This is a genomic window from Aeromonas sp. A04 (assembly GCF_047780465.1).
Lineage (GTDB): Bacteria > Pseudomonadota > Gammaproteobacteria > Enterobacterales > Aeromonadaceae > Aeromonas > Aeromonas bestiarum.
The window spans coordinates 84545-108389 of the sequence record NZ_JBLNHP010000010.1 but is presented as its reverse complement, the minus strand read 5'-3'; the positions used below and the strand labels follow the sequence as shown (position 1 = coordinate 108389).

20 protein-coding genes are annotated in these 23845 nt (G+C 59.1%); 12 read left to right on the top strand and 8 right to left on the bottom strand.

Going from position 1 to position 23845, the window contains the following annotated elements; all coding sequences use genetic code 11:
* Positions 1-158: 158 nt before the first annotated feature.
* Positions 159-599, top strand: a complete 441-nt coding sequence (locus ACM3N8_RS20480) for a hypothetical protein (protein ID WP_241280457.1) — start codon at positions 159-161, stop codon at positions 597-599.
* Positions 600-633: 34 nt separating this feature from the next.
* Here the strand turns inward: ACM3N8_RS20480 and ACM3N8_RS20475 are convergent, their stop codons facing one another.
* Positions 634-4230, bottom strand: a complete 3597-nt coding sequence (locus ACM3N8_RS20475; protein ID WP_416016542.1) for a transporter substrate-binding domain-containing protein — start codon at positions 4228-4230, stop codon at positions 634-636.
* Positions 4231-4235: 5 nt separating this feature from the next.
* Complete coding sequence (locus ACM3N8_RS20470; RefSeq protein WP_098981124.1) at positions 4236-4859, bottom strand: response regulator transcription factor; 624 nt, start codon at positions 4857-4859, stop codon at positions 4236-4238.
* Positions 4860-5460: 601 nt separating this feature from the next.
* Between ACM3N8_RS20470 and ecpA the strand changes: the two genes are divergently transcribed.
* The 5 genes from ecpA to ACM3N8_RS20445 all read left to right on the top strand — a co-directional run bounded on the left by ecpA (position 5461) and on the right by ACM3N8_RS20445 (position 11623).
* Positions 5461-6033 carry a common pilus major fimbrillin subunit EcpA gene (gene ecpA, locus ACM3N8_RS20465; RefSeq protein WP_274453148.1) on the top strand — a complete coding sequence of 191 codons (573 nt, stop codon included), beginning with the start codon at positions 5461-5463 and terminating at the stop codon, positions 6031-6033.
* A 59-nt stretch (positions 6034-6092) separates the two neighbouring features.
* Positions 6093-6755, top strand: a complete 663-nt coding sequence (locus ACM3N8_RS20460) for a hypothetical protein (RefSeq protein ID WP_098981129.1) — start codon at positions 6093-6095, stop codon at positions 6753-6755.
* A gap of 80 nt (positions 6756-6835) precedes the next feature.
* Positions 6836-9280, top strand: coding sequence for a fimbrial biogenesis outer membrane usher protein (locus ACM3N8_RS20455; RefSeq protein WP_290022888.1), 2445 nt, complete (start codon positions 6836-6838; stop codon positions 9278-9280).
* Positions 9281-9284: 4 nt separating this feature from the next.
* On the top strand, positions 9285-10910 hold the full coding sequence (locus ACM3N8_RS20450; protein WP_290022889.1) for a hypothetical protein: 1626 nt from the start codon (positions 9285-9287) through the stop codon (positions 10908-10910).
* A 26-nt stretch (positions 10911-10936) separates the two neighbouring features.
* Positions 10937-11623, top strand: coding sequence for a fimbria/pilus periplasmic chaperone (locus ACM3N8_RS20445; protein WP_290022938.1), 687 nt, complete (start codon positions 10937-10939; stop codon positions 11621-11623).
* A 45-nt stretch (positions 11624-11668) separates the two neighbouring features.
* Here the strand turns inward: ACM3N8_RS20445 and leuE are convergent, their stop codons facing one another.
* Entirely contained in the window at positions 11669-12307 is a 639-nt protein-coding gene (leuE, locus tag ACM3N8_RS20440) for a leucine efflux protein LeuE (protein WP_290019340.1), read from the bottom strand.
* Positions 12308-12672: 365 nt separating this feature from the next.
* Between leuE and ACM3N8_RS20435 the strand changes: the two genes are divergently transcribed.
* Entirely contained in the window at positions 12673-13893 is a 1221-nt protein-coding gene (locus ACM3N8_RS20435; RefSeq protein ID WP_416016541.1) for an MFS transporter, read from the top strand.
* 80 nt (positions 13894-13973) lie between these two features.
* On the opposite strand, the gene ACM3N8_RS20430 is transcribed toward ACM3N8_RS20435, so the two are convergent.
* Both ACM3N8_RS20430 and ftnA read right to left on the bottom strand, forming a co-directional pair.
* Positions 13974-15158, bottom strand: a complete 1185-nt coding sequence (locus tag ACM3N8_RS20430) for an NAD(P)/FAD-dependent oxidoreductase (protein ID WP_416016544.1) — start codon at positions 15156-15158, stop codon at positions 13974-13976.
* 161 nt (positions 15159-15319) lie between these two features.
* Positions 15320-15844, bottom strand: a complete 525-nt coding sequence (gene ftnA / locus ACM3N8_RS20425; RefSeq protein ID WP_043140307.1) for a non-heme ferritin — start codon at positions 15842-15844, stop codon at positions 15320-15322.
* 209 nt (positions 15845-16053) lie between these two features.
* On the opposite strand from ftnA, the gene ACM3N8_RS20420 reads away from it, so the two are divergent.
* Complete coding sequence (locus tag ACM3N8_RS20420) at positions 16054-17835, top strand: diguanylate cyclase domain-containing protein (RefSeq protein WP_353851974.1); 1782 nt, start codon at positions 16054-16056, stop codon at positions 17833-17835.
* 61 nt (positions 17836-17896) lie between these two features.
* Here the strand turns inward: ACM3N8_RS20420 and fabV are convergent, their stop codons facing one another.
* Complete coding sequence (fabV, locus tag ACM3N8_RS20415) at positions 17897-19084, bottom strand: enoyl-ACP reductase FabV (RefSeq protein WP_416016540.1); 1188 nt, start codon at positions 19082-19084, stop codon at positions 17897-17899.
* A gap of 377 nt (positions 19085-19461) precedes the next feature.
* On the opposite strand from fabV, the gene ACM3N8_RS20410 reads away from it, so the two are divergent.
* A complete protein-coding gene (locus ACM3N8_RS20410; protein WP_042873586.1) occupies positions 19462-19896 on the top strand; it encodes a universal stress protein in 435 nt (144 codons plus the stop codon).
* 192 nt (positions 19897-20088) lie between these two features.
* On the top strand, positions 20089-21102 hold the full coding sequence (trpS, locus tag ACM3N8_RS20405) for a tryptophan--tRNA ligase (protein WP_416016539.1): 1014 nt from the start codon (positions 20089-20091) through the stop codon (positions 21100-21102).
* On the opposite strand, the gene ACM3N8_RS20400 is transcribed toward trpS, so the two are convergent.
* On the bottom strand, positions 21081-22055 hold the full coding sequence (locus ACM3N8_RS20400; RefSeq protein WP_290019346.1) for a LysR family transcriptional regulator: 975 nt from the start codon (positions 22053-22055) through the stop codon (positions 21081-21083). The genes trpS and ACM3N8_RS20400 overlap by 22 nt on opposite strands.
* Before the next feature lie 91 nt (positions 22056-22146).
* Between ACM3N8_RS20400 and ACM3N8_RS20395 the strand changes: the two genes are divergently transcribed.
* Both ACM3N8_RS20395 and ACM3N8_RS20390 read left to right on the top strand, forming a co-directional pair.
* Positions 22147-23046 (top strand): DMT family transporter, encoded by a 900-nt coding sequence (locus ACM3N8_RS20395; protein ID WP_043140296.1) that lies wholly within the window; start codon positions 22147-22149, stop codon positions 23044-23046.
* The gene (locus tag ACM3N8_RS20390) at positions 23031-23192 is read left to right on the top strand and encodes a hypothetical protein (RefSeq protein WP_098981153.1); all 162 of its coding nucleotides are present in this window, start codon (positions 23031-23033) and stop codon (positions 23190-23192) included. Before ACM3N8_RS20395 ends, ACM3N8_RS20390 begins: the two co-directional genes overlap by 16 nt.
* Before the next feature lie 154 nt (positions 23193-23346).
* Here the strand turns inward: ACM3N8_RS20390 and ACM3N8_RS20385 are convergent, their stop codons facing one another.
* Entirely contained in the window at positions 23347-23805 is a 459-nt protein-coding gene (locus ACM3N8_RS20385; protein WP_290019347.1) for a DUF6314 family protein, read from the bottom strand.
* Positions 23806-23845: the final 40 nt, after the last annotated feature.

Below are 23845 nucleotides of genomic sequence, written 5' to 3'. Positions count from 1 at the left end.
ATCAATGAAGAAGATATGCACCAAGGCGCGGGATCATACCCCGTATTCCGTGTCAGCTCATTCCGAATCACGAGCGTCAAACTAAGCTTTCTGGCAGGTGAGTCGATAAACGGATGACCCCGACAACGGGGTAACCTCTAGATCCAGGAGATGACCATATGTCTCAGAAAGGAATGCTGGTGGCGTTACTGCTTGGGTGCTGTGGTGCAACCGCCCAGGCCGACACCCTGACCCGTCAACTCAATTGGCCAGCTACCGCCAGTAAAGATACCAGGATGGAAATAGCACTGACCCATCCCGGCCTCCAACCCGTCAATTCAAACCAGACGCAGTATCCCATTCACACCCTGGCGGCCAATATCAGCAGCCCGGATTTCAATACCACCTATCAACTGCAAGCCCGCAAACTATATGGCACCCTGACACAACAGGCCGGCACTCCCATCAGTCTCACGCTCAATGGTCAACGGATCCCCTCCACACATCCTCTGACCCTGGCACAAGCCACCCGCTATTACCTCAGCTATCAAGCCCCTTCGAGCCGGCCCCACCAGACAGGTGAGGCCGCCTATGAGTTGATGGTGTATTGGCACGGTTGAGCAGTCATGAAGGCATGTCACCATGCCTTCATTCTCATCCAGGTTCTGCGCGCTGCAACCGCACTATGGCCAGCCTGGCAATGTGATAGACACGTTGCAGGCGCTGCAACGCCATGGGCAGGGTTTGTGCGTTCAGTTCCCCGGACTCTATCTCGCTGCAGGTGGCAACCAGCTGCATGGCCCCCATGATCCTGGCTCCGCCTTTCAGACGATGAACATAATCCAGAAAGCGGGCCAGCTCCCCGGCAGTCGCCGCCTGTTGCAACGCCTGCAGGTCGTCGTCACTGGCACGAACAAATTCGGCCAGCAGGGGCAACATCAGGGCTGACTGGTGACCGGTCAGCGGCCCGAGACACTGCCTGATCTCCTGCATGCAGGCGGCGACATCGGCTTGCTCCTCACGCTGCATATGCCGACGCAGGCAATGATCGAGCGCCTCCAGCCCTACCGGCTTGAACAGACAATCATCCATGCCAGCCGCATGACCCTCGTTCACCTGCTCCTGACGCGCATCGGCCGTCAGACCCAGGATCACACAACGGTGCCTGCCATTGAGGTGTTCCCGCGCACGGCACTGCCGGGTCAGCTCGAACCCGTTCATGCCGGGCATGTTGAAGTCGGTGATGACGACATCGAAGGGGTATTCGGCGAAGAGCGCCAGCGCCTGCTCACCCGACTCGGCCGCCATGGCCTCATGCCCCAGATAGGCCAGTTGCTGACTGATAAGCAGCCGATTGGTGGGGTGATCATCCACTATCATCACTCGCAGCCTATCCCCGCGCGCCATCACTGAGTCGAGTTCGCCTGGCAGGGGTTTCTCCACGGCCGTGGCAAGGGGCAGTTTCATCTCGACACACACCCGGGTGCCACGACCCAACTCGCTCTCCAGCACCAGGGATCCCCCCATTGACTCGCAGAGTGAGCGAGAGATCATCAAGCCGAGGCCCGTACCGGATTGCTGGATGTGCTCGGGCTGGCTGGCCTGGCTGAAGGGCTGAAACAGCCTCGCCAGTTCCGCCGGGGCTATCCCTATCCCGGTATCCCTGACCACCAGTTGCAAGATACACCAGCCGTCACTGCTCCATAGCTGCAGCTCGACCCGTACCGAACCCAGCTCAGTGTATTTGATGGCATTGCTGATCAGGTTGGACAGGATCTGTTTGTAACAGAGGCCGTCTACCTGCACCCAATGGGTCGCTCCGATAACCAGTTCCAGTTGCAGATTCTTCTGTCTGGCCAGGGCGTTGAACACCGTGACGACAGACTCGGTCAAGGCCGCTATGTCATGGGGTTCGGGTACCAGCTCGAGCCGCCCCGACTCTATCTTGGAGATATCCAGGATATCGCCGATCAGGGTAAGCAGATCCGTCGCCGAGCCATGGGCGATGGAGAGCGAGGCTTTATCCTCCTCATGCAGACGATCTCGCCGCAGAGTCAGCTCCAGCAGGCCAATGATGGCATTCATGGGGGTACGAATTTCGTGGCTCATGGTGGCCAGAAACGTCGATTTGGCGCGATTGGCCTCTTGCGCCTCCTGGCTGACCACCGCCAGATCATCCAGCAGGCGCAGGCGCTCGCTCACATCGATCCAGCCGCCAATGCCCCCCTGCACCTTGCCATCCAGATCGTAATAAGGCTGGACCCAGTGATAGACATCCACTGCCCCGTTCACCATGACCAGACGATGATCCCCCTCCTGCGCCTGTCGCTCCTCGCGGGCAGCGGCAAGATCGGCAAACAGGGGAGCGAGAAAGGGCCAACGCTCACCATCAGCGGCCAGGCCTGCGCCCAGCAAGCCGGCTTTCGGTTCACCAAAGAAGGCCGCATAGCTGCTGTTGCAGAGGATAAGCCGCCCATCCTGGTCTCTGGCATAGATGGGATGGGGCGTGCCGTCCACCAGATCTTCAATGAACTTGAGCTGGGCACTCAGCGCCACTTCGGCAACCCGACGTTCGCGCATCTGTTTGCGCAGGGAGAGACTCCACAGGCTGACCAGGAGGGTCAACAGCAGGATCAGTGAAATAAAGATGCCAAACTCGCGTACCAGTTCCTGCCAGGTGATCGCCTCCTGCTGGGTACTGACCCGCCAGCGATTGGAGAGCCCTTCCAGCTCGTCCGGCGGCATGGTTGCGATCACCTTGTCCAGAATATTGCGCAGTACTGTGTTCTCCTGGGATACCGCAAACGCGGCACCAATCGGAATCGAATCGAATAACTCGCCCGTGATAAGCAAGCTGTCGGGAAATTTGCTGTTGACGTAATACTTGGCCACCCGCAGCGGCAGTACAGTCACATCACATACCTCGGTCGCGACACAACGCAGTGCATCTTCAATCTTGTCAAACGGGCGAGTCCTCAACCTGCCGTATACCTCCTCTATGGCCTGCGCCGAAATGAAATCCTTGACCACGGCCACAGTCCCGAATTTGAGCAGGGTGTCCGGTTCACTCGCTTCATGTTTCACGCCAACCACGTAAGACAAGGGATCCAGCACGAAGGCCCGGCTGAACAGAAAACGACGCTTGCGCTCCACCGATGGGCTCATTACCACAGCATCCACTCTCCCCTCATCCAGCAGCTGGATCATGCGCTTGATCGTCTTGACCGGGACCGCCTCGATCTCCACTCCCAGTTTCGCCCTCAGTACCTGCAACAGATCGGCAGTCACGCCATGCAAGGTACCGTTCACGTCGAGGAAGCTCAGCGGCGGAATACCGCTGTTGACCGCAATCCGGAGCTTTCTCTGCTGGCCAAGCCATGCCCATTGACCACTGGTCAGCCCTATCCTCTTGGCATCGATGGAGAGTCCACCACCGCTCCAACGTTTGGCAATTTCCTCGCGCTTGCCTTCCAATACCTCATGCAATGCAATATCAATTATTTTCTTGAGGCGCCGATTCTGTTTTTCCAGCGCGAATGAGAAACCATGAGTATCCACATACAAGGGCCTTAGTAATTGAATGCTGTCTTGGTAGAATTTATTGACGATAAAATTACCAGAAATCATATCCACCATGACAGCGTCGACCTGACCATAAGCGACAGCCGACAAGGCACTATAGCGGGAGGAATATAACTTTACTTGAACGCCAGGCAGGTAACGCATCACATCAAGAGTTGGCAGATAATACTCTGGGACGGCCACCGTTTTTATATCACGCTCCTTTACGTGTATGCTTTTATATATGGCGGGGTCATCTTCCATATATTTATCAGTTAATAGCAACTGTTGTTCCTCCTCATAAGCATTTGAGGTACTCAACAGATCGATCTCCCCCCGCTTGAGCGCAGCTATGGCCGCCGCCCGTGACGGAAGCTTCTTCACCGCTATCTCGACGTGCAACAAATAACTCAACATACCGGCAATGTCGGCGGTAACCCCTTCATAGGCACCGGAACGCAGAGTAATGTCCATGGGGGGGTTGTCCGGCATCGGCACCCCCAGGATCAGCCGTTCACGATTGCGCAACCATAGCCAGTCATCGGCACGCAGAGGTAGTGCCTGCTTGCCGAGATACTCGTTGTCATCCCGCGCATAGACATGCAGCAGGCTATCTTCCAGTTCATGGGCAGGGGCAAGAAACGAACTGAGCGAACTAAGGCTGACGAGCAAGATCAGAAGTAATTTCATCTTGCTCACATCAATTCTTGCCGCTTGGCCAGACTGATCAGGTCAACCATGTTGGTTACATTGAGCTTTTGCATCAGGCGGGTCTTGTAGGTGCTGACCGTCTTCTCGCTGAGCAACATGCTTTCCGCTATCTGCTTGTTTGCATGGCCCTGGCATATCTGCAGCAGCACACTCATTTCACGATCCGAGAGTGCTGACAATAGATCTTCCCTGTCTACTGAATGAGCATTTTTGGCGCCTGCGATAATATCTCTTGGAAAATAGAGCTGATCTTTCTCTATTTTTACGATCGCACTTCTCAATAGCGACAACTCGTCCAGCTTGGACATGAATCCATCAGCCCCGGCCTGCAGGCAACGCACCATGACATGATGAGTTGATTGTGCTGATAAAATAATCACTTTGATGCTGGCATCCAGATCCTTCAGTCTTTTGATAACTTCAATACCATCCAGTCTGGGAATGCCAATATCGAGCACCACAATATCAGGCTGATGTTTCCTAGCCGAAGAGATAGCATCAACACCATTATCAACCTCTGCCAGAATATGGTGCCCATCCTGTTTAAGCAGCATATTCACTGCCATTCTTATTGCGGGATGATCATCGACTATCAATATCCTTGCCATATACCTACCTACCGTTGACTCATTTGATTTAGCGTATACTAACTACAAAATCAGCACCTGTACCATACGGCTCTTTGATATTAATAATATGTTACACAATTCAAATAAAACGCTAATAAAGTGACCTGAACGCTATTTGAACGATTTGTTTTATATCTATTTATCAATTAGTTATAAGTACAAATATTCTTTTGAATCTTATGGTTCATTTGTACCGCATCGCCGACTCAAACATCATTCGCAACCGCTCGCCAGACGCCCGATTCATCTTGATAAGAAAAGCATCAAAATGCTTAAAAATCAAAGTTATAACTTTAAATGACCCATGACAGAGCCGCAGGGATATACATGCATCTGAAGTTGTACGTAACAACTACCTTTTAGGACTTTTCCTACACACCATTAGATCGATCCAAGCAGGTCTGGCGGTTATCTTGGTCGGCGAAAAGATGAGCTGGGTGACGGAACATTATGTTTCGGGGCCCGGCAACACCCCTTGGTCAAATATACCCCGGGGATGAAGAACGAATGCACCTCGGGTGCAGTGAATCAAACGGGTGGCTCAAGGCTACTCATCGGGAAACCTGTAGGAAACATCAAGATGAAAAAGACTCTGATTGCGCTGACAGTTGTAGGTTTGGGTTTTACCGCTGCCACCCAGGCAGCCGTAGAAGCCTCGGCAGTCGCAACATGGCAGGCAACCGCCAAGAAAGACACTACCTCCGAGCTGGTTGTCACCCCGCTCTCCAGCCTCTCTTTCCAGTACGCCGAAGGGATCAAGGGTTTCAATACCGTCAACGGCCTGTTCGATGTCGCCATCAAGGGGGATGCCAGCGCGACTTCCTTCATTCTGAAAGCCAAGAAGCTGAACGGCACCCTGAACCATCTGGGTGGCAACTCCACAGTCGATGTGGGCGTGTTGTGGGGCGGTGCACCGGTCAGCACCACGGCCTACACCACCCTGATCGATACGGCGGCGGGCATCACAGGCGGCAACCTCTCCCCCATAGCCCAGGGTTTCAAGGAGGACACCCAACGCACCACGGCGCAGGGTTCCTTCAGCTTCAACATTGAAAGCGCCACTGCCAACGGCAGCACGGCCACCTTTGAAGCCCTGCCAGACGGTCTGTGGAGCGGCGAAGTCAACGTCGAGTTCGTGGCCAACTGGGCCTGATTGCCTCAACGCATATCATTCGGGGCCCTGCGGGGCCCTTTGTATTCACAGGAGATCACATGAACCTGAAAATGCTGGGGGTATGGATGCTGTTTATTCCCGGAATAAGCCAGGCGATCAACGTCGGCTCGGTTACCACCTTTATTGATGCGGGCAGTCAGGATGTCGCCAAAGAGATCGAGAACGCCAGCGATCAGGCCAGACTGGTCACTGTCACAGTGACACGCATCTCCTCCCCGGAAGAGGGCGGACAAGAGATGCCGATGGAAGTGGACGGTGAACTCATGCTGTCGCCAAGCCGGCTGATGCTCCCCGCCAACGCCAAGAACAACGTGCGCTTCTTTTACAAGGGCCCGCAGGATGGCAAGGAGCGTTACTACCGCATCCGCTGGCTGGATACCGCCCTGTCGATGGACGACCAGCGCAACGAACGCCGCCAGGCGGTCGCCACCACCTCAGCCCAGATAGGCACCATCCTGGTGGTTACACCGCGCCAGCAGAAGTTCGATTACCTTCTGCAAGGCGACACCTTGACCAATAAAGGAAACGCCTCATACCGCACAGTGGCGTATGGCACTTGCCTGAAACAGCGCAAGGAACAGTGCAAGGAGACCTATTACGACCTGCCGGGCAAGCAACGCCAATTCCGCCAGGTTGATCTCCGGGATCCGAAGAGCCATGTCGGCCTCTGGCTGGGCCAGGAATTCGTCGTCATCAAATAATCCTTTGTACTGGTACTGCCTCCACCACCCGGTCGAGTGGCTGTGTTGTTTTGCCGAAATTTAGAGCCATGGTGCGTGATATGTTGAAAAAAGCCTGCCTGTTGCCAGTCTCATTGCTGATCATGATGTCAGCCTCGGCCAGCGCCTCAGCGCCACTCAAAATCGCCAATATCATCATTCCTGCCAGCTTTGCCAGTGCACTGGCAGAGGGCATTGCCGTACCGGTCAGGCTGCAGTATCAGGATCAGGCGCTGGCACTCGACACCACCACCGAAGAGTCCGTTGGCAACGCCACGCTGATCCTGCGGGACGGCGCGCTGCATCTGCTCAACCTGGACTTCAACCAGGGCCAGAGCGATGTGGCCCTGCGCCAGGAGCTGGTGGAGCTGCTGCAACAGAATCAGCTGCGCACCTTCTCCAGAGACGGACGGCTGGTCATCAACGACAGCGCCACCCTGCAGCTGGATCTGATCGCCATGCTGCTGACCATACAAGTCACCAAGGCAGCCTTTGGCGAAAAGCGTGTCAGTGTGGCCAAGACCAGCCTGACGCCCTCCGTTGAGGCGTTGACCAGCGTCAATCGCTACAACCTGGGCTACTCCTTTGCCAACAGTCGTCAGGCGGGCAGCACCAGCACCAACTTCGCCCAGTTGAACAGCCTGGTGGGGTACAGTGAACACCATCTGGACCTTGATGGTTCTCTCTACAATCTGGGGGAAACGAACCAGAACGGCTCCCTCTATCGCGCCATGTATGAGCGGGATATCGAAGATCGCCGTTTTGCGACCGGCATGGTGTCGACCTGGGACCTCCAGACCCTGGGGGGCGTATCCGCCCTGAACGCAGGCCGGATCTACGGGCTCTCTTACGGCAATCAGGCCCGCTCACGTACCGTCAACGAGAGTGAATCCACCACCCCGATCCAGGTCTTCATGCCCTCGGCGGGTGAGGTTCGGGTCTATCGGGATGGCAAGCTGATCGGCCTGCAGAATTTCTCGATCGGCAACCACCGCATCGATACCAGCCGCTTCCCCCACGGCTCCTACAGCGTCACGGTCGAGATCCATATCGATGGCCGCCTGACGGAATCCAGCAATCAGCGCGTCACCAAACTCAACAGCAGCCTGGGCTTCGATCAGGAGTGGGGCTGGCAATCCTGGGGCGGCCTGATGGAGGCCAGTCAGGATGGTGCCCGCTCTCCCCTGCTGGGGCTGTCGCTGGCTCGCACCTTCGAGACTACCAACCTGACCCTGACCGGCTATGGCTTCAAGGATGCCCTGGTCAGCGAGAGCCAGGCCAGCTGGCAGCTGACCGACAGAGTCAGTACCCAGCTGCAGGGCATGCTGGCCTCGGACGCCTCCTGGCGGATCTCGTCCGGCGTGACGGCACAAGTACACGACAACGTCTCGTTCTGGCTCAGTCAGGAGAAACTCGACACGGGCAGCAAGCTGACCACGGCCCCCCTGGATCTTTATACCGCCGGCATCAGCATCAACCTGGGCGGCTGGCATGACAGACTGGGCAGCCTCTCGTTCAACACCACGCACGACCGTGAGCAGGAGAGCGATCGCAGCTATATCGACTATTACCAGAGCCTCTATTCCGGTCGCTATGGCCAGTTGTCGCTGCGTACCAGCCTGCAGAGCAGCAGCGCGACCCTGAGCGGATTCAACAACAAGAGCCTGACCCTGGACTACTCGATCCCGTTCGACAACCTGTTCAGTCTGGGCATGAGCAGCAACGAAGAGGGCCACACCACGGCCAACCTCAGCTATCAGAAACGCATGGAGGGCTTCATCAACACGGCGACACTCAACGGTGCCAAAGTCATCAGTGGCGCAGAGCACAATGACCTGGCCCTCTCGGGGACCCTGGGTTTTGAAAACAGCATGACGGGCGGCACCCTGACCCTGGGTCGCAGTCAGGGCGGCGATGTGAACGGCAACCTGATTGCACGTGGTGCTGTCATCACCACAGGGGATGAGATCCTGGCCTCCAGCCAGAACCGATCCGGTTCCGGCTTGCTGATCGATACCGGCATTGGCAAGGAAGGCAAGATGCTCGCCAAGATCAATGGCCAGGAGTACTCGCTCGAAGGCAGCAAGACCTTTGTCGCCCTCTCCCCCTTTCAGGAGTACGAAGTGGAACTGCTCAACAGCAAGACGACCAAGGACAGCTATGACATCAACACCGGCAAGCAGCGCTACACCCTGTTCCCCGGCAACGTGGCCAAACTGGATGCCACCCGCTCGGTCAAGGAGATGGTCACCGTCTTTGGCATCATACGTGCCGAGGATGGCAGCGTGATCGCCAACGCCAGGATCGACAACCACATCGGCACCACTGTGACCAATGAGACAGGTGAGTTTTCACTGGATGTGGACAAGGCCAATCCGGTATTGAGCTTCAAGCACGGCAACGAATTCTGTGAGGCAGAGCTTGATCTGGCGCAGCAGAGCGGCGCCGCCTGGGTAGGTGATGTGATCTGTCGCGGCCTGCCGACTTACGCCATGGTGAGAGGTTGATGGCATGAAAATGACGAAAATAGTTATCGCGGCCTGCTTCATCGGCAGCATGCTCGCCAGTGTCGGCACCCAGGCCGCCGTCTCCAAGACCGTCTTGGGCGATGCGCCGCTACGCAACTTCCTGTTCATCGAAAACCAGGAAGACAGCAACCTGTTTGTTGCACCTACTGACTCACTCGATCCCCGGCTTACTGGTGCCAATGCCTGGACCTCTCTCAAAGGAAAAGGGCAGGTCAGTCTCGCATACGTGGACAATGGGCAGAATACCGACATCAATAACTGGAACGTAGATATGTGGGAAATTGGTCCCATTCATCGTCCCTATATCAACCAACGCTGTATCATGACCTATACCCGCTGCGATCCTGAAACAGCAGAAGCCGTCAATAAACCCGCAGTAGTGGATGAACAAGGTTTCTATGGACTGCTCGGGGCATCTGCAGGTTGGGGGCATGGCAAACTAAGTTCCAGCTTTTTCGACTATTTGAGAAGCATGCCTGTCGGGTCTGTCCTGCAACGTGAAATGAATTTGTGTAGGACGAAAATAAATTACGATGCCGCATCAGGTGCCCGCTGCATCAACCAGAGCAGTGGAAATTGGTATGTACGCAAGATGCAACATAAGAAAGCCGGCCATATAAGGTTTATCCAGACTAATGCCATCAGCGAAGTAACTGTCGATAGTAATGGCAATCCATATGTTCTACCGGGTTCACAGGGATGTGAAAACTATATAGTGGGCTCTCGTGACGGTATTTTGTGCCGTTTCCTCGACTACAGCTTCAATGAAGATGGCAGTCAAAGTTATAGCGAACCTTATTTATATACCAACGTCAAAAATAGTGCTCTGAACTCAGCCATCGCGAACGCTGACTTGCAAATGAGCTCAGATCTCACCAGTTGGGCTAATAAAGGTGCACGATACAACGTAAGTAAACTGCGTGGACAAACGTCCATCTATTTGTTCATGTCGAGTAATTTTTTCAAGCAGGTAGTGAAACTTGGGCTTCAAGATCAGCTAACTAGAAATCTGATCAACTTCAATATGCGCAATGGCCATGCCCCCGAGAGTGGTTATTACGAGTTCAGCGGCACCACGGAAATCATCATCAAGCCACGCCACTTCAGCGTTTCCATTCTCTCGTCAGAAGGGATCACCAATCCCTATCGTGAGGGACAGATCGGCAAGGATGTGTTGTCGTTTCAATACAATATCTCGGACAGCGGCCCCGTCTCGGCCGACGTGCTGGAGATGATACTGGCCCAGGACAAGGGAAGCCCTTATCAGGGAAACTGTACCTTCTACCCGGCCGATAGCCAGGAACCCGAGAGTGCCGTGCCCATTCCCGCCAGGCTGGTGTTCGACTCCACCCGCTATGGCGCCAATTACCGCCATCCGATCGGCTGTGACCGGGTGCCGGTCAATATCAGGACACTCGCCATCAAAGACAGTCAACCGGCTCACAATTGGATAGATCCCAACGGGAACCCGGGTATTACCCGCTTCTACCTGCTCAAGCTGGACTTTGATCTGACCGATCCAAGGGCGGCACAAACCACGGAGGGCAGCATGTGGGAAGGAGAACGGCACCAGAGCGGCACCCTGACCATCAAGGGCAGCTGGCGTTAGCAATCAACATGGACCTCAGGACAATGATGAAAAACCTGGCGCGCAGTTTGACTCTGCTGACGACTCTGCTGCTTGCCGGCCCCCAGACATGGGCCATCGACATAGGCCCCATGACAGCCATCATGGAGCACGATGAAGAGTTCATCTCCCGCACCGTCACCAACAACGCCAGCACACCCAAGCTCTACGAGCTGGCGGCGTATCGCATCACCAGTCCGACAGCGGACGAGGCCATTCTACCCATGGCCCCTGGCGAACTGCTGTTCGCCCCCAAGCGGTTTGTGCTGCATCCGGACCAGCGGCAGCACGTCAAACTCTATTACAAGGGGCCCGGCGATCGGCAGGAGCGCTACTACAGGGTCGTTTTCACCGAAGTTCCGGTGGCGCAGGCCGGCACACCCGATAACGCAGGCAAGCGCAGTTCGGTCGAGATGACCATAGCGCTGCAATCCATTCTGGTGGTGAGACCCCGCCAGGAGCGGTTCGAATATCGTCTCGATCAGGCGGCGGGCAGCATCACCAATACCGGCAACAGCTTCTTTGAGTTCATGGTGAAACAGGGGTGTGACCAGCCGGACAGCATGGCAGACAGCAAATATCTGCTGCCCGGCGAGACCTATCGCAATCCCAAGATCAGCCAGTCTGGCAATCAGAAGCTGATCGTGCATCAGTCCCGTTTTGTACGGGTAGGCAAGGATTGCTGGCCGGACTAGACGCCCGGCACCGGGCGTCCATGGCTTGGCAGGCCCGCAGGCCGGTCAAGACGAGAGGGTCGCCAGACGGGCGGCGAAGCCCATAAAGAAGAGACCGATGAGGCCATTGCCGAGTTTGGCGAGGCGTACCTTGCGCGCAAAGAAGCGGGCCATCAGGGTGCCGCCGAAGATCAGCAGGGTGAGATAGACGAAGCTCATGGCCTCCAGCATGCTCGCCAGCACCAGGTAGGAGACCCAGGTGTGGGCATAGTTGAAGTCGACGAACTGCACGAAGAAGGAGACGTAGAACAGGATCGCCTTGGGATTGGTGAGGCTCAGGGTCAGCGCCTTGGAGAAGTAACGCTCGCCGTGCTCGACCACGGATGCCTCTCCTTCCCGCCTGGCGATGAAGTTGGCGTGGAGGATCTTCACCCCCAGATAGAGCAGGTAGAGGGCACCCAGGTAGCGCACCAGGGTAAACAGCAAGGGGGTGGTGCGGATGAGGGAGGCGATGCCCAGATAGGCGCAGAAGATCAGGATGGCGTCGCCGACGAAGACCCCGAGGGCCGCCTTGTAGCCGGGGCCGACGCCGCGGCTCGCCCCGGTGCGCAGCACATAAATCGAGTTGGGCCCCGGCGCTATGATGATGAAGAAGAGCCCGACCAGATAGGTCCAGACGTTGATGACTCCCAGGCTCTCAAACATGGCGCGCCCCTCTGGACTTGGAAAAGAGCCCACTCAAGCAGGTCCAGACATTGATGACACCCAGGCTCTCAAACATGGCGGGCCCCTCTGGACTTGGAAAAGAGCCCGCTCAGGCAGGTCCAGACATTGATGACTCCCAGGCTCTCAAACATGATCCCTCCATGGCGGGTGGCGACCCGCATAATGCGACGACGAGGTTTCTATACTAATCCGCCGCCCGCCGAGTACAAGCGCCGATCCGTGATCCGCTCGCCCCATCCTCTCACCGCCGTAACCGGCAACCCCGATCACCACCACTTTGTGGTGTCCAGACGCGCCGGGATCAGGCATGTTAAGCCATACCCAGGATCACAGAACCCGCCCTCATGGAAAAGAGCCTCAGTACCGATCAGCCACTCGCCGCCTCTACCGCGCACGACGCCTTGAACACCACCACCTATCCGGTGATCGCCGCCATCAGCTTCTCGCACCTGTTGAACGACATGATGCAGTCTGTGCTGCTGGCCATCTATCCGCTGCTCAAGCTCGGCCTCAACCTGTCGTTCGCCCAGATCGGCCTCATCACCCTCACCTACCAGTTCACGGGCTCGCTGTTGCAGCCGCTGATCGGCCTCTACACCGACCGCAGGCCCATGCCCTATTCATTGCCGTTCGGCATGGGCTTTACGATGATCGGCTTGCTGTCGTTGTCGCAGGCAGCCAGCTTTGGCGCCGTGCTGCTGTCGGCCATGCTGATCGGCATAGGCTCGTCGGTATTCCACCCGGAATCTTCCCGGGTCGCCCGCATGGCAGCCGGCAACCAGCCTGGCTTGGCGCAGTCGCTGTTCCAGATCGGCGGCAACCTGGGGTCGGCCATAGGCCCGCTGCTCGCCGCGCTCATCATAGTGCCGCAGGGTCAGGGCAGCGCGGCCTGGTTCTCGCTGTTCGCGCTGGTCGGCGTCATAGTGCTCAGCCTGGTCGGGCGCTGGTCCAGCCACCACGCCGCCAATTTCCATAAACGGATGAAGGCTCACCTCGGCCACGGTCTGAGCCGCCGCCAGATCGGCTGGTCGCTGGCCATCCTCGGCCTGCTGATGTTCTCCAAATTCTTCTACATGGCCAGCCTGAGCAGCTATTACACCTTCTACCTGATGGACAAGTTCAGCCTGCCGCTGGAAAGCGCCCAGCTCTATCTGTTCGCCTTCCTGTTTGCCGTCGCGGCGGGCACAGTGCTCGGCGGGCCGATCGGCGACCGCATCGGCCGCAAGCGGGTGATCTGGATCTCCATCCTCGGCGTCGCCCCCTTCACCCTGCTGCTGCCCCACGTCGACCTGTTCTGGACCTCGGTACTCTCGGTCATCATAGGCCTGATCCTGGCCTCGGCCTTCTCCGCCATCCTGGTCTACGCCCAGGAACTGGTCCCCGGCAAGGTCGGCACCATCTCCGGCCTGTTCTTCGGCTTCGCCTTCGGCATGGGGGGCATAGGGGCCGCCCTGCTGGGCCAGCTGGCCGATGCCACCAGCATAGAGACCGTGTACCAGGTCTGTGCCTATCTGCCGCTGATCGGCTTGCTGACCGCTTTCTTGCCGACCATCAGGAAGGGTTAATAGATGCCCCACTCGGAAGGCAATCCATAAAAAACGCGGCCTGAGCGGCCGCGTCTGAAGGTGATGAGAACGAAGGTAGGTCAGCAATACTGCCCCGCCACCCAGCCCGATGACCAGGCCCACTGGAAGTTGTAGCCGCCGAGCCAGCCGGTCACGTCCACCACCTCGCCGATGAAGTAGAGACCGGCCACCTTGCGCGCCTCCATGGTCTTGGAGGAGAGCTCGTTGGTATCCACGCCCCCCAGGGTAACCTCGGCGGTGCGATAGCCCTCGGTGCCATTGGGCAGGATCTGCCAATCCCCCAGCAGGGTGGCGATGGCCTCCAGCTCGCGCTCGTTGTACTGACGCATGGGCTTGTTGATGAGCTGACCCAGCTCCACCAGCTTGTCGACGAAACGCTTGGGCAGCTCGCGTCCCAGCACGGTTTTCAGCTCCTGGGCGGGATGGGCCTGCGCCCATGCCTTGAGGGCCGCCGGAATATCCAGCTCGGGCAGCAGGTTGAGGTGGATCTTCTCCCCCGCCAGCCAAAATGAAGAGATCTGCAGTATGGCGGGGCCCGAGAGGCCGCGGTGGGTGAACAGCATGGCCTCCTTGAAGCGGGTGCCATCCTCGGCGGTCACGGCCACCGGCAGGCTGACCCCCGCCAGATCGGCGAAGGCCTCCTTGTCGGCCTGATGCAGGGTGAAGGGCACCAGACCGGCGCGGGTGGTCAGCACAGCAAGGCCGAACTGCTCCGCCAGCTTGAAACCATAGGGGGTGGCGCCGAGCTTGGGCATGGAGAGACCGCCGGTGGCCACCACCAGCGACTGGCAGCTGATCTCCCCCTGGCTGGTCGCGAGCACGAAGCCCTCTTCCGTCTTGCTGACGCTCAGGATCTCGGTCTGGAACTGCAGGGTGACGCCGGCCCAGTCACACTCGGTGAGCAGCACGTCGACTATCTCCTTGGCACTCTCGTCACAGAACAGCTGGCCCAGGGTCTTCTCGTGGTAGTTGACCCCGTGCCGGTCCACCAGATCGATGAAGTCCTGCTGGGTGTAGCGCGCCAGCGCCGACTTGCAGAAGTGGGGATTGCCAGAGAGAAAGGCGTGGGGCCCGGTCTGATGGTTGGTGAAGTTGCAACGACCGCCGCCGCTGATGAGGATCTTGCGGCCCGGCTTCTTGGCGTTGTCGAGCAACAACACGGATCGGCCCCGATAGCCCGCCTGCTGGGCACACATCAAACCGGCCGCACCGGCCCCGATCACCACCACATCAACCTGCTTCATCATCACTCACTCATCCAAAGAAAAACGGCCCCTTTATACGAAAGACCGTCATTGTACCCAACAGAAACCACCGCAGCGGTTTCTATGGCGTCTGCAATAGAAAACGGCCCCTATACGAGGGGCCGTTATTGTACTGGCTGAACACTAAGTGTCCACGACTATCAGGCGTTGCCATCCATGACGCTGGCGGGGGCGCCCTTGGCCAGCTCGGCCAGCTCCTTGTCGATGAAGTAGAGACCCTTGCCATCCTCGCCCACCAGCGACAGACGGTCGACAATGCTCTTGAACAGCTTCTCCTCTTCATGCTGCTCGGCCACGTACCACTGCAGGAAGTTGAAGGTGGAGTAGTCCTGGGTGGTGAAGGCCACATGGGCCAAACCGTTGATGCACTTGGTGATGTGGTACTCGTGCTCCAGGGTGGTGCGGAAGATGTCACCCAGGGAGTTGAACTCGTGGGGAGGCGCATCTATGGCGCCCAGCATCGGCATGGCGCCGGTCTCGCTCACGTAGGTGAACAGGCGCTCCATGTGCTGGCGCTCCTCGACCGCGTGCTGGCGCAGGAAATTGGCCGCCCCTTCGAAGCCCTTGTCCTCACACCAGGCGCTCATCTGCAGGTAGAGATTGGAGGAATAGAATTCAAGATTAATCTGCTCGTTCAACTTCTCGATCATGGCTTTGGCCAACATGCTGATTCTCCACTGTGATTTGGTCACGATTGTCGCCACTGTTTCATCACGAATCAACCAGATACGGTGGCCCCAGCTCTCAGTTGTGACAGCTTTTCACCTCATCCTATCCCCCATACGGTTATAGAGAAGCAAAGAAACATGGTGTAGGTGGATTCAGCCATTATGATGGCGCCAGTGGTCGGGGAAAGGATTCAATGAGATTCATTATGGCACTGGCACTGCTCTGGATAACCCAGTTGCAGGCTGCTCCCTCCTTGCTGGAAGAGGCTGAATTGCAGGCGGCGCGCGATCCCGTCGGCTATCTGCGGCGCCTCGATGCCCACCCGCAGCAGGATATGGAGCTGTTTCATGCCAGAGCCCTGGCCCAGGCCGCCCTGGGGCGCTATCCACAAGCCCTGCTCGACAATGCCCGGGCGCGCGGGCTGGCCAGCGCCCAGCAGGAGACCCAGCGCCTGCTCGACTTCAGGTTGCAGCAGATAGCCCTCACCCTGGATACGGAGGCGCCGGATCAGGCCCTCGCCCTGCTGGCCCAGCTCAGGCCAGCCGTCGCCGACCACCCTATGCAGGAATCCGAGTGGCACGCCCTGAACGGGCTCGCCCTCTATCGCACCCAGCAGTTGAAAGAGGCGATCGCCGAACTCAAGACCGCCTTCCAGCTCAAGCGATCCGCCCCGGACAACCCCATCTCCAGCCTGCAGTGCGCCCGCCTGCTGATGACACTCGGCAACCTCTATGCCGACCTGAGCCTGGCCAAGGAGGCTGAAACCTATTACCAGGAAGCCTTGCAGCTGATGGTGAAACTGGACGAGCCCAACAGCCAGACCATCATCCGGGCCAACATGGCGCGGCTCTACATAGATACGGATCGCCCCGCCCAGGCCCGGCAACTGCTCGACGGCCTGCTGGCCACCCCGGATCTGGCGCCGGATTACCGCGCCATCATGCTCGGCTATCAGGCCATGGCGTTCAATGCAGAGGGCGACTGGACGGGCGCCCTGCGCAGTCTGGACGAGGCGCAGGCACTCTATCAGCAACTGGGTTACCCGGAGGCGGGGGTACGTCTGCTCGAGACCCGGGCCCGGGCGCTGCAAGGCCGCGGCGAGAAGCAGCTCGCGCTGCAGCTGCTGACTTCCCAGGGGCAAGTCAGTGTCAGCAGCAAGGCGCTGCAAGCCAGCCTGCTGGCCGATCAGGGCCGCTATCCCGAGGCCTATCAGGCGCTGACCGACTACATGAGCGACTACAAGCAGCACTTCAACCAGACCCTGAGCCAGCATGCCACCGCCTTCCAGGCAGAGATGGATCTGGCCCGCAGCGAGGCCAGCAACCGGGCGCTGCAACAGGAGAACGAGCGCAAGCGTCAGCAGTTGCTGCATCAACAGAGTGCCCGCAACTACCAGCTGGTGCTGGTCGGCCTGCTGGCCGGCGCCCTGCTGCTGCTGGGGATCACCACCCACAGGCTGCACCGCAGTTCACGCCACCTCTACAAACTCGCCACCTTCGATCAGCTGACCGAGCTGCCAAACCGCCGCGCCCTGCTGGAACGGCTGGCCACCCAGTGGCAGCAGGAGGGCCCGCTCACCCTGCTCATCATCGACATAGATCACTTCAAGCAGATCAACGACCGCCATGGTCATCAGGCGGGGGACAGGGCGATCCAGCGGCTGGCGCGGGAGCTGAGATCCTGGGCGCCCGACCTGCAACTGGTCGGGCGCTGGGGAGGCGAGGAGTTTCTGGTGGCGGTGCCGCTGCCGGCGGAGGATTGCTGGCATCTGGCCGAACGGCTGCGCCAGCGGATTGCCCAGCTGGACAACCCCCGCATGACCATCAGCATAGGGGTTGCCGGGCGCTCACCGGTCGACGAGGGGCTGGGCCAGCTCATTCACCGGGCCGACATGGCCATGTATCAGGCCAAGCGCCAGGGCCGCAACCAGACCATATTGGCGACGACCCCTTCGGCGCAGGATGAACTGGCCAGCAGCGTGGCCTGATGATCAGCCCAGCCACAGGCTCTGAGTAAATGGGAGGGATGGAGCTGCAGCTCCATCTGGCTCAGGGCAGCAGCTCGGTCAGCGAGGCCAGATCCACAGGCGCCCCATAATCCACGCCAGGCAGCTCGAAGCCGTTGAGCTGCATGAAATCCTGCCGCAGCCCGGCGAAATCCCCCAGGGCATGGAAGTTGTCCGGCGTCACCTTGGACCAGAGGGTTGAGACCGCAGCCTGAACGGCCGGGTCCAGCTCGTGGTCATCCATCCGGATCAGCCGGTTGCCGTCGGCCACCACCCCATGGGGCCCGTACATCTTGGCGGCAAACAACCGCTGCATCTGCTCGATGCAGCCTTCGTGCACGCCGCGCTCCTTCATCACCCCCATCAGCAAACCCAGATAGACCGGCAGCACGGGGATATAGGCGCTCGCCTTGGTCACCAGCGCCTTGCAGACCGACACCCAGGCGTGGCCGCCGATGTCGGCCAGTTGCAGGTTGATGGTCTCGGCGGTGGCGTGCAGATGCTCCTTGGCGTAGCCGATGGTGCCGTCCCGGTAGAGGGGATAGGTGGATTCGGGGCCTATGTAGGAGTAGGCCACAGTCCGGGCACCGGGCGCCAGGCAATCGGCCTGCTGCAACGCCTGCAGCCAGAGCTGCCAATCCTCGCCGCCCATTACCGTGACGGTATCGCGGATCTCCTCCGGGGTGGCGGGCGCCAGCGATTGCTGCACCAGGGCGTCATGCTCCAGATCCAGCCCCCAGCCACTGAACGGCTGGCCCGTGGTCTTGAGCACCGAGCGCACCTGAGTGCCATCCGGCAGCACCCGAATGCCGCTCGCCAGCGAGTAGATCACCAGATCCACCTGACCCAGCTGCTGGCGTATGCTGTCGATGGCCTGCTGGCGCATGAGATCCGAGAAGGCATCGCCGATCAGGTTGACGGCGATGCGCCCCTCCTGCTCCGCCGCCTTGCGAAACCAGATGTTGTTGTACCAGCCCGCGCTGCCGAGCCCCTTGTCGGAGGGACCCCGCTCGAGCGAGACGCCGACGGTATCGGCACCGGCGCCAAAGGTGAGCGCGATGCGCGACGCCAGCCCGAATCCGGAGGAGGCCCCCAATACCAGCACCCGCCTGGGCCCGTCGAACGGGCCCGCCGCCCTGACGCTGGCGATCTGTTGCAACACGGCAGCGCGGCAGCCGATGGGGTGACAGTTGCGGGCGACGCAACCCTGGATCTGCGGGTGAATGATCATGAAGGGATCTCCAAAGGAACTGGCTACAGCATAACCAAGAAGTCGCGGATTACCTTGATGTCGGGCGGGATATCGGCAGTCAGGGGGCAGAAAAACAAGAGGGAGCACTAGGCTCCCCAAAGCGGTATTCAGATGCTTTTTGTTGTTTTGTGTTCATTGCGAAGCACGGGCACATCCTATGCCCGTCACCCCTTGCGGGCAAGCCGGCGGGTGTGACCTGCTTCAAACTCCTGTTCGATTTATAGCCAATTTTTCACCTGCGGCCGAAAGAGAGCCCCATAAGAAACTCGTTTAAATCCCAAAACTGTGCCGGATACACCATTTTAGTTTCATCAGACATTGGTATAGTGGACTCAGGATCAGTGAGGAGAACTCCCATGAATGGAACCTATTACAAACACATACTGGCCGCGATCGACCTGTCGGAGGACAACCGCAAGGTGATCGAGAAGGCGGTCGACCGGGCCCGCTCCAACGGCGCCAAGCTGTCGGTGATCCATGTGGACGTGGACCTCAAGGATCTCTACACCGAGATGATCGATATCGACATCGACAACGTGCAGGATCAGGTGATCGCCGAAGCGAAAGAGAAGCTGGAGACCTTCCTGGCCTCGGTGGACTACCCCATCGAGAAGAAGCTGGTGATCTGCGGCGATCTGAGCGAACGGGTCAACCAGGCGGTCAAGGATTACCAGATCGATCTGCTGGTGTGCGGTCATCGCCAGAGCTTCTGGAGCCTGCTTACCTCCAGCGCCCGCCAGCTGATGAATACAGTGCCCTGCGATCTGCTGGTGGTGCCCTTGCAGAAGTGATCAAACAGGCGTAGCTTTATTTGCCATGAATATGACCATCTTCAATCACAACTACTGGTGGTGCTGCTTATAAACAGGCGGCACTACTTTTCTATGTAAAATTTTCCAAAGAAAACACCGTGACCGCCGAGAGGCGGTCATTGTTTTTATCCCTTTGTCGCCTCCCGGCCCACCCCAACTGGAGAGAGCGACATGCACAACCCCATCATACTGACCGGTGACCGTCCCACCGGCAAACTGCACATAGGCCACTACGTCGGTTCCCTGCGCCAGCGCGTCGAGGCCCAGCACCATTACCGCCAATTCGTGATGATCGCCGATCTGCAGGCGCTGACCGACAACGGCCACAACCCGGCCAAGGTGACCGACAACGTGCTGGAGGTGATGGCCGACTATCTGGCGGTCGGTCTCGACCCGGCCAAGACCACCTTCTGCCTACAGAGTGCCCTGCCCGCCCTCGCCGAGCTCACCACCTATTACCTCAATCTGGTCAGCGTCGCCCGACTGGAGCGCAACCCCACCGTCAAGGCGGAGATCCAGCAGAAAGGGTTCGAGCGCAGCCTGCCAGCAGGCTTTCTGGTCTACCCGGTCAGCCAGGCTGCCGACATCACCGCCTTTCGCGCCACCCATGTGCCGGTGGGCGAGGATCAGCTGCCCATGCTGGAGCAGACCAACGAGATAGTGCGCCGCTTCAACGCCCTGGTAGGCAAGGAAGTGCTGACCGAGTGCCAGCCGATCCTGAGCGACACCGGCCGCCTGCCCGGCATAGACGGCAAGGCCAAGATGTCCAAGTCCCTCGGCAACACCATAGAGCTCGGCATGTCGAGCGATGAGGTGAAACAGGCGGTATTCGCCATGTACACGGATCCCAATCACCTCAAGGTGAGCGATCCGGGTCAGGTGGAGGGCAATACTGTGTTCGCCTATCTGGATGCCTTCCACCCGGACAAGGCGCTGGTGGCCGAGATGAAGGCCCATTACCAGCGCGGCGGGCTGGGCGACATGCGTTGCAAGCAGGTGTTGAATGACTATCTGCAGACCCTGCTCGCCCCCATGCGGGAGCGGCGCCAGGCGGCGATTGCCGACAAGCGTCAGCTGCTGCAGCTGTTGCAGCAAGGCACGCTGCAGGCCCGTGCGCTCACCGACGAGGTGCTGGCGGAGGTAAAAAGCGCCATGGGACTGGATTACTTCGCCGCACTGACCTGATCCGCCCCGCGCTGCGCCGGGCTGCCCAGCGCATCCGCGCCATAACGTTCGAAGGCGAGCCTGTGCAACAGCCCCTTGAACCAGCCGATGGCCTCGTCATGGGCGGTGAGCGGGTGGCCCGCCATCAGGTAGACGATGGGGATGTCGGGATCCATCTGGTGCAGCCGCAGCGGATAGTAGCGGCAGAAGTGGCGCCCTATCATCTCGGGCACCACCACCAGATAGCGGCCAGTCGCCATCAGGGGCGGCACCGCCATGAAGCTTGGCAGCCGCACCCCCAGCTCACGCTCGACCCCGAAACGGGCCAGCCAGAGATCCACCATGGCCTGGCTGTGGCCCCAGCTGGAGGTATGAATGTGGGGGCGGCTGACCAGCTCGGCCGGCCCCAGCACGTCCGGCAGCTCGCTGCCGAGCGGTGACAAACAGACCAACGGGTTGTTGAACCAGGGCTCGCGCCACAGCCGGGGCGAGAGGTGGTTGGCATCGGCGAACCCGATCACCAGATCCAGCTCCCCTTTCTCCAGCTCCCGCTCATAGTCGCTGTCCGCCAGCTCGCACACCTCCAGCCGGCAGTGGGGCGCCTGCCGGTGCAGCCGCTCCACCAGCACAGGCACCAGGCCATGTTCCACCGAGCCCGGGGTGGCGATGCGGAAGATCCGCCGTGCGCTGGCGGGATCGAATCCCTTCGCCTGGCGCAGCCCCTGCTCCAGCATGGCCAGCGCCTGGCGCACCGGCCCGGCCAGCGCCTTGGCCCGCTCGGTCGGCATCATCTCGCGCCGGCTCATGACGAACAAGGGATCATCCAGCGCCTGGCGCAACCGCCCCAGCGCATGGCTGACGGTGGACTGGGAGAGGTGCAGCCGCTCGGCGGCGCGGGTGACGTTGCGCTCCTGCATCAGCATGTCGAACACGGTCAGCAGGTTGAGGTCGAGGCGGGAAAGCGGGAGTTCCATCGATAATGGCCATAGTTGAATGACGACAATTCATTTTTGGCATAGTAACAGATTGCATAGAATGCGCTGGCGAATTACATCGGAGATTAAAATGCGTAGCTATCTGTTGTTGCTGGCGATTGGCCTGTTGTGGGGATCCCAGTTCATTTTCATGCATCAGGCCGTAACTGAATTGCCCCCCATCATGGTGGCAGCCGGTCGTGCCTTGTGTGGCAGCCTGACCCTGGGTCTGCTCTGCCTGTTCATGCGCCTCAAGAGCGAGCACACCCCCTGGCGTACCTACATGCTGATCGCCCTGCTCGATGCCACCCTGCCCTTCATCATGGTGGCCTGGGGTCAACAGTATGTGGATAGCGCCATCGCCGCCGTGGTAATGGGTTGTATCCCCTTTGTGACCATTCTGGCTGCACCCCTGTTTATTTCTGGTGAAAGAATCACCAAGGGCGGGTTGATCTCGGTGATCATAGGTTTCGTCGGCGTGCTGGTGCTGTTCTGGCCGAAACTGGCCAGCGGCATGAACGCCGGTCTGCTCGGTGCCATGGCGATCCTGTTCGGCGCCAGCTGCTTTGCCATCGGCCTGCTGATGATCAAGCGCTTCGCCAAAGACCACCCTGTGGTGGTGGCGCGCAACATACTGATCTCGTCCGCCATCCAGCTGATGCTGGCCGCCCCCTTCGTCACCGATCTGAGCGCCCTCACCCTGCCGAGCCAGCAGGTCATAGGCGCAGTGGCCGTGCTGGGTGTCTTCTGTACCGGTCTGGTCTACTTCCTCTACATGGCGCTGATCCAGAAGGCGGGTCCGACCTTTGCCTCCTTCAGCAACTACCTGGTGCCGCTGTTTGGCGTCATGCTGGGTGCCCTGTTCCTCGGCGAACAGATCCAGTCCACCACGGGTGTGGCGCTGGCCCTGATCCTGGGCTCGGTCGCCCTGAACCAGTGGGCACAGCAACGTCGCGCCCAGCGGGAGGCCACCCTATGTCAGGCATCCTGACCACCCTGTGTGGCGGCCTGGTGCTGATTGCCGGCTGGCAATACCGCCAGCGGCTGGCCGGCGTGCTCGGCCTGCTGATGGTGCTGCTGCCCTGGTTCTTCGACAGCAAGCTGCAAGCCATGCTGAGCTATGCGTTGAGTGCCTGAAGTCCATCTCTGAATGTGTGACGAGAGTGTATCTCTCCTGTTTTTGGGACCGTTTTTTAAAAAACCTCCGATTTGTCCCCTCTACCGGCGCGCTGCGCCGGTTTTTTTATGCCTGCCTTTCCCTGCCAGCACAGACGCCAAGCCCCCTTGCACATCACTCCCGGTAGCGATAGCTGAGCCGCTCGTTCTTGCGCGGCCCCGTGATCTGCCAGCCGAGCAGAAATCCGCTCGTGGTCTGCGTCAGCTCGGCACTGTAGTGATCCTGGCCACACAGGTGGGGCTCTGCCGTCAACCAGCGGCCATCTCCTTGCGGCAGCAACTCGAACAACTCGACCGGCTGCTCGTAACGCAGGTGGGAAAGCAGGATCCCCTGCGCGCCGCGCCGCCACCAGAAACGGTTGTGCATGGTGAGCACCCGGCCATGGGGCGTGGTGTAACGGCCTGTCTCGGCGAACAGCCAGCCCCCATGATGATCGGTCACCAGCACCTCACCCTCACCACGACCGCACCAGTCGGTCGCGGACCCTTCCCCGTTGCTCGCCTCGAAGGCAAATGCTCCGATCTGTGGCAACTGCCCCCATAAACGCTGGATCGCGCTTTCCAACTCGGCCATCATAGCGCCCTCCAAATTGACAACTGACGACAATTCAATC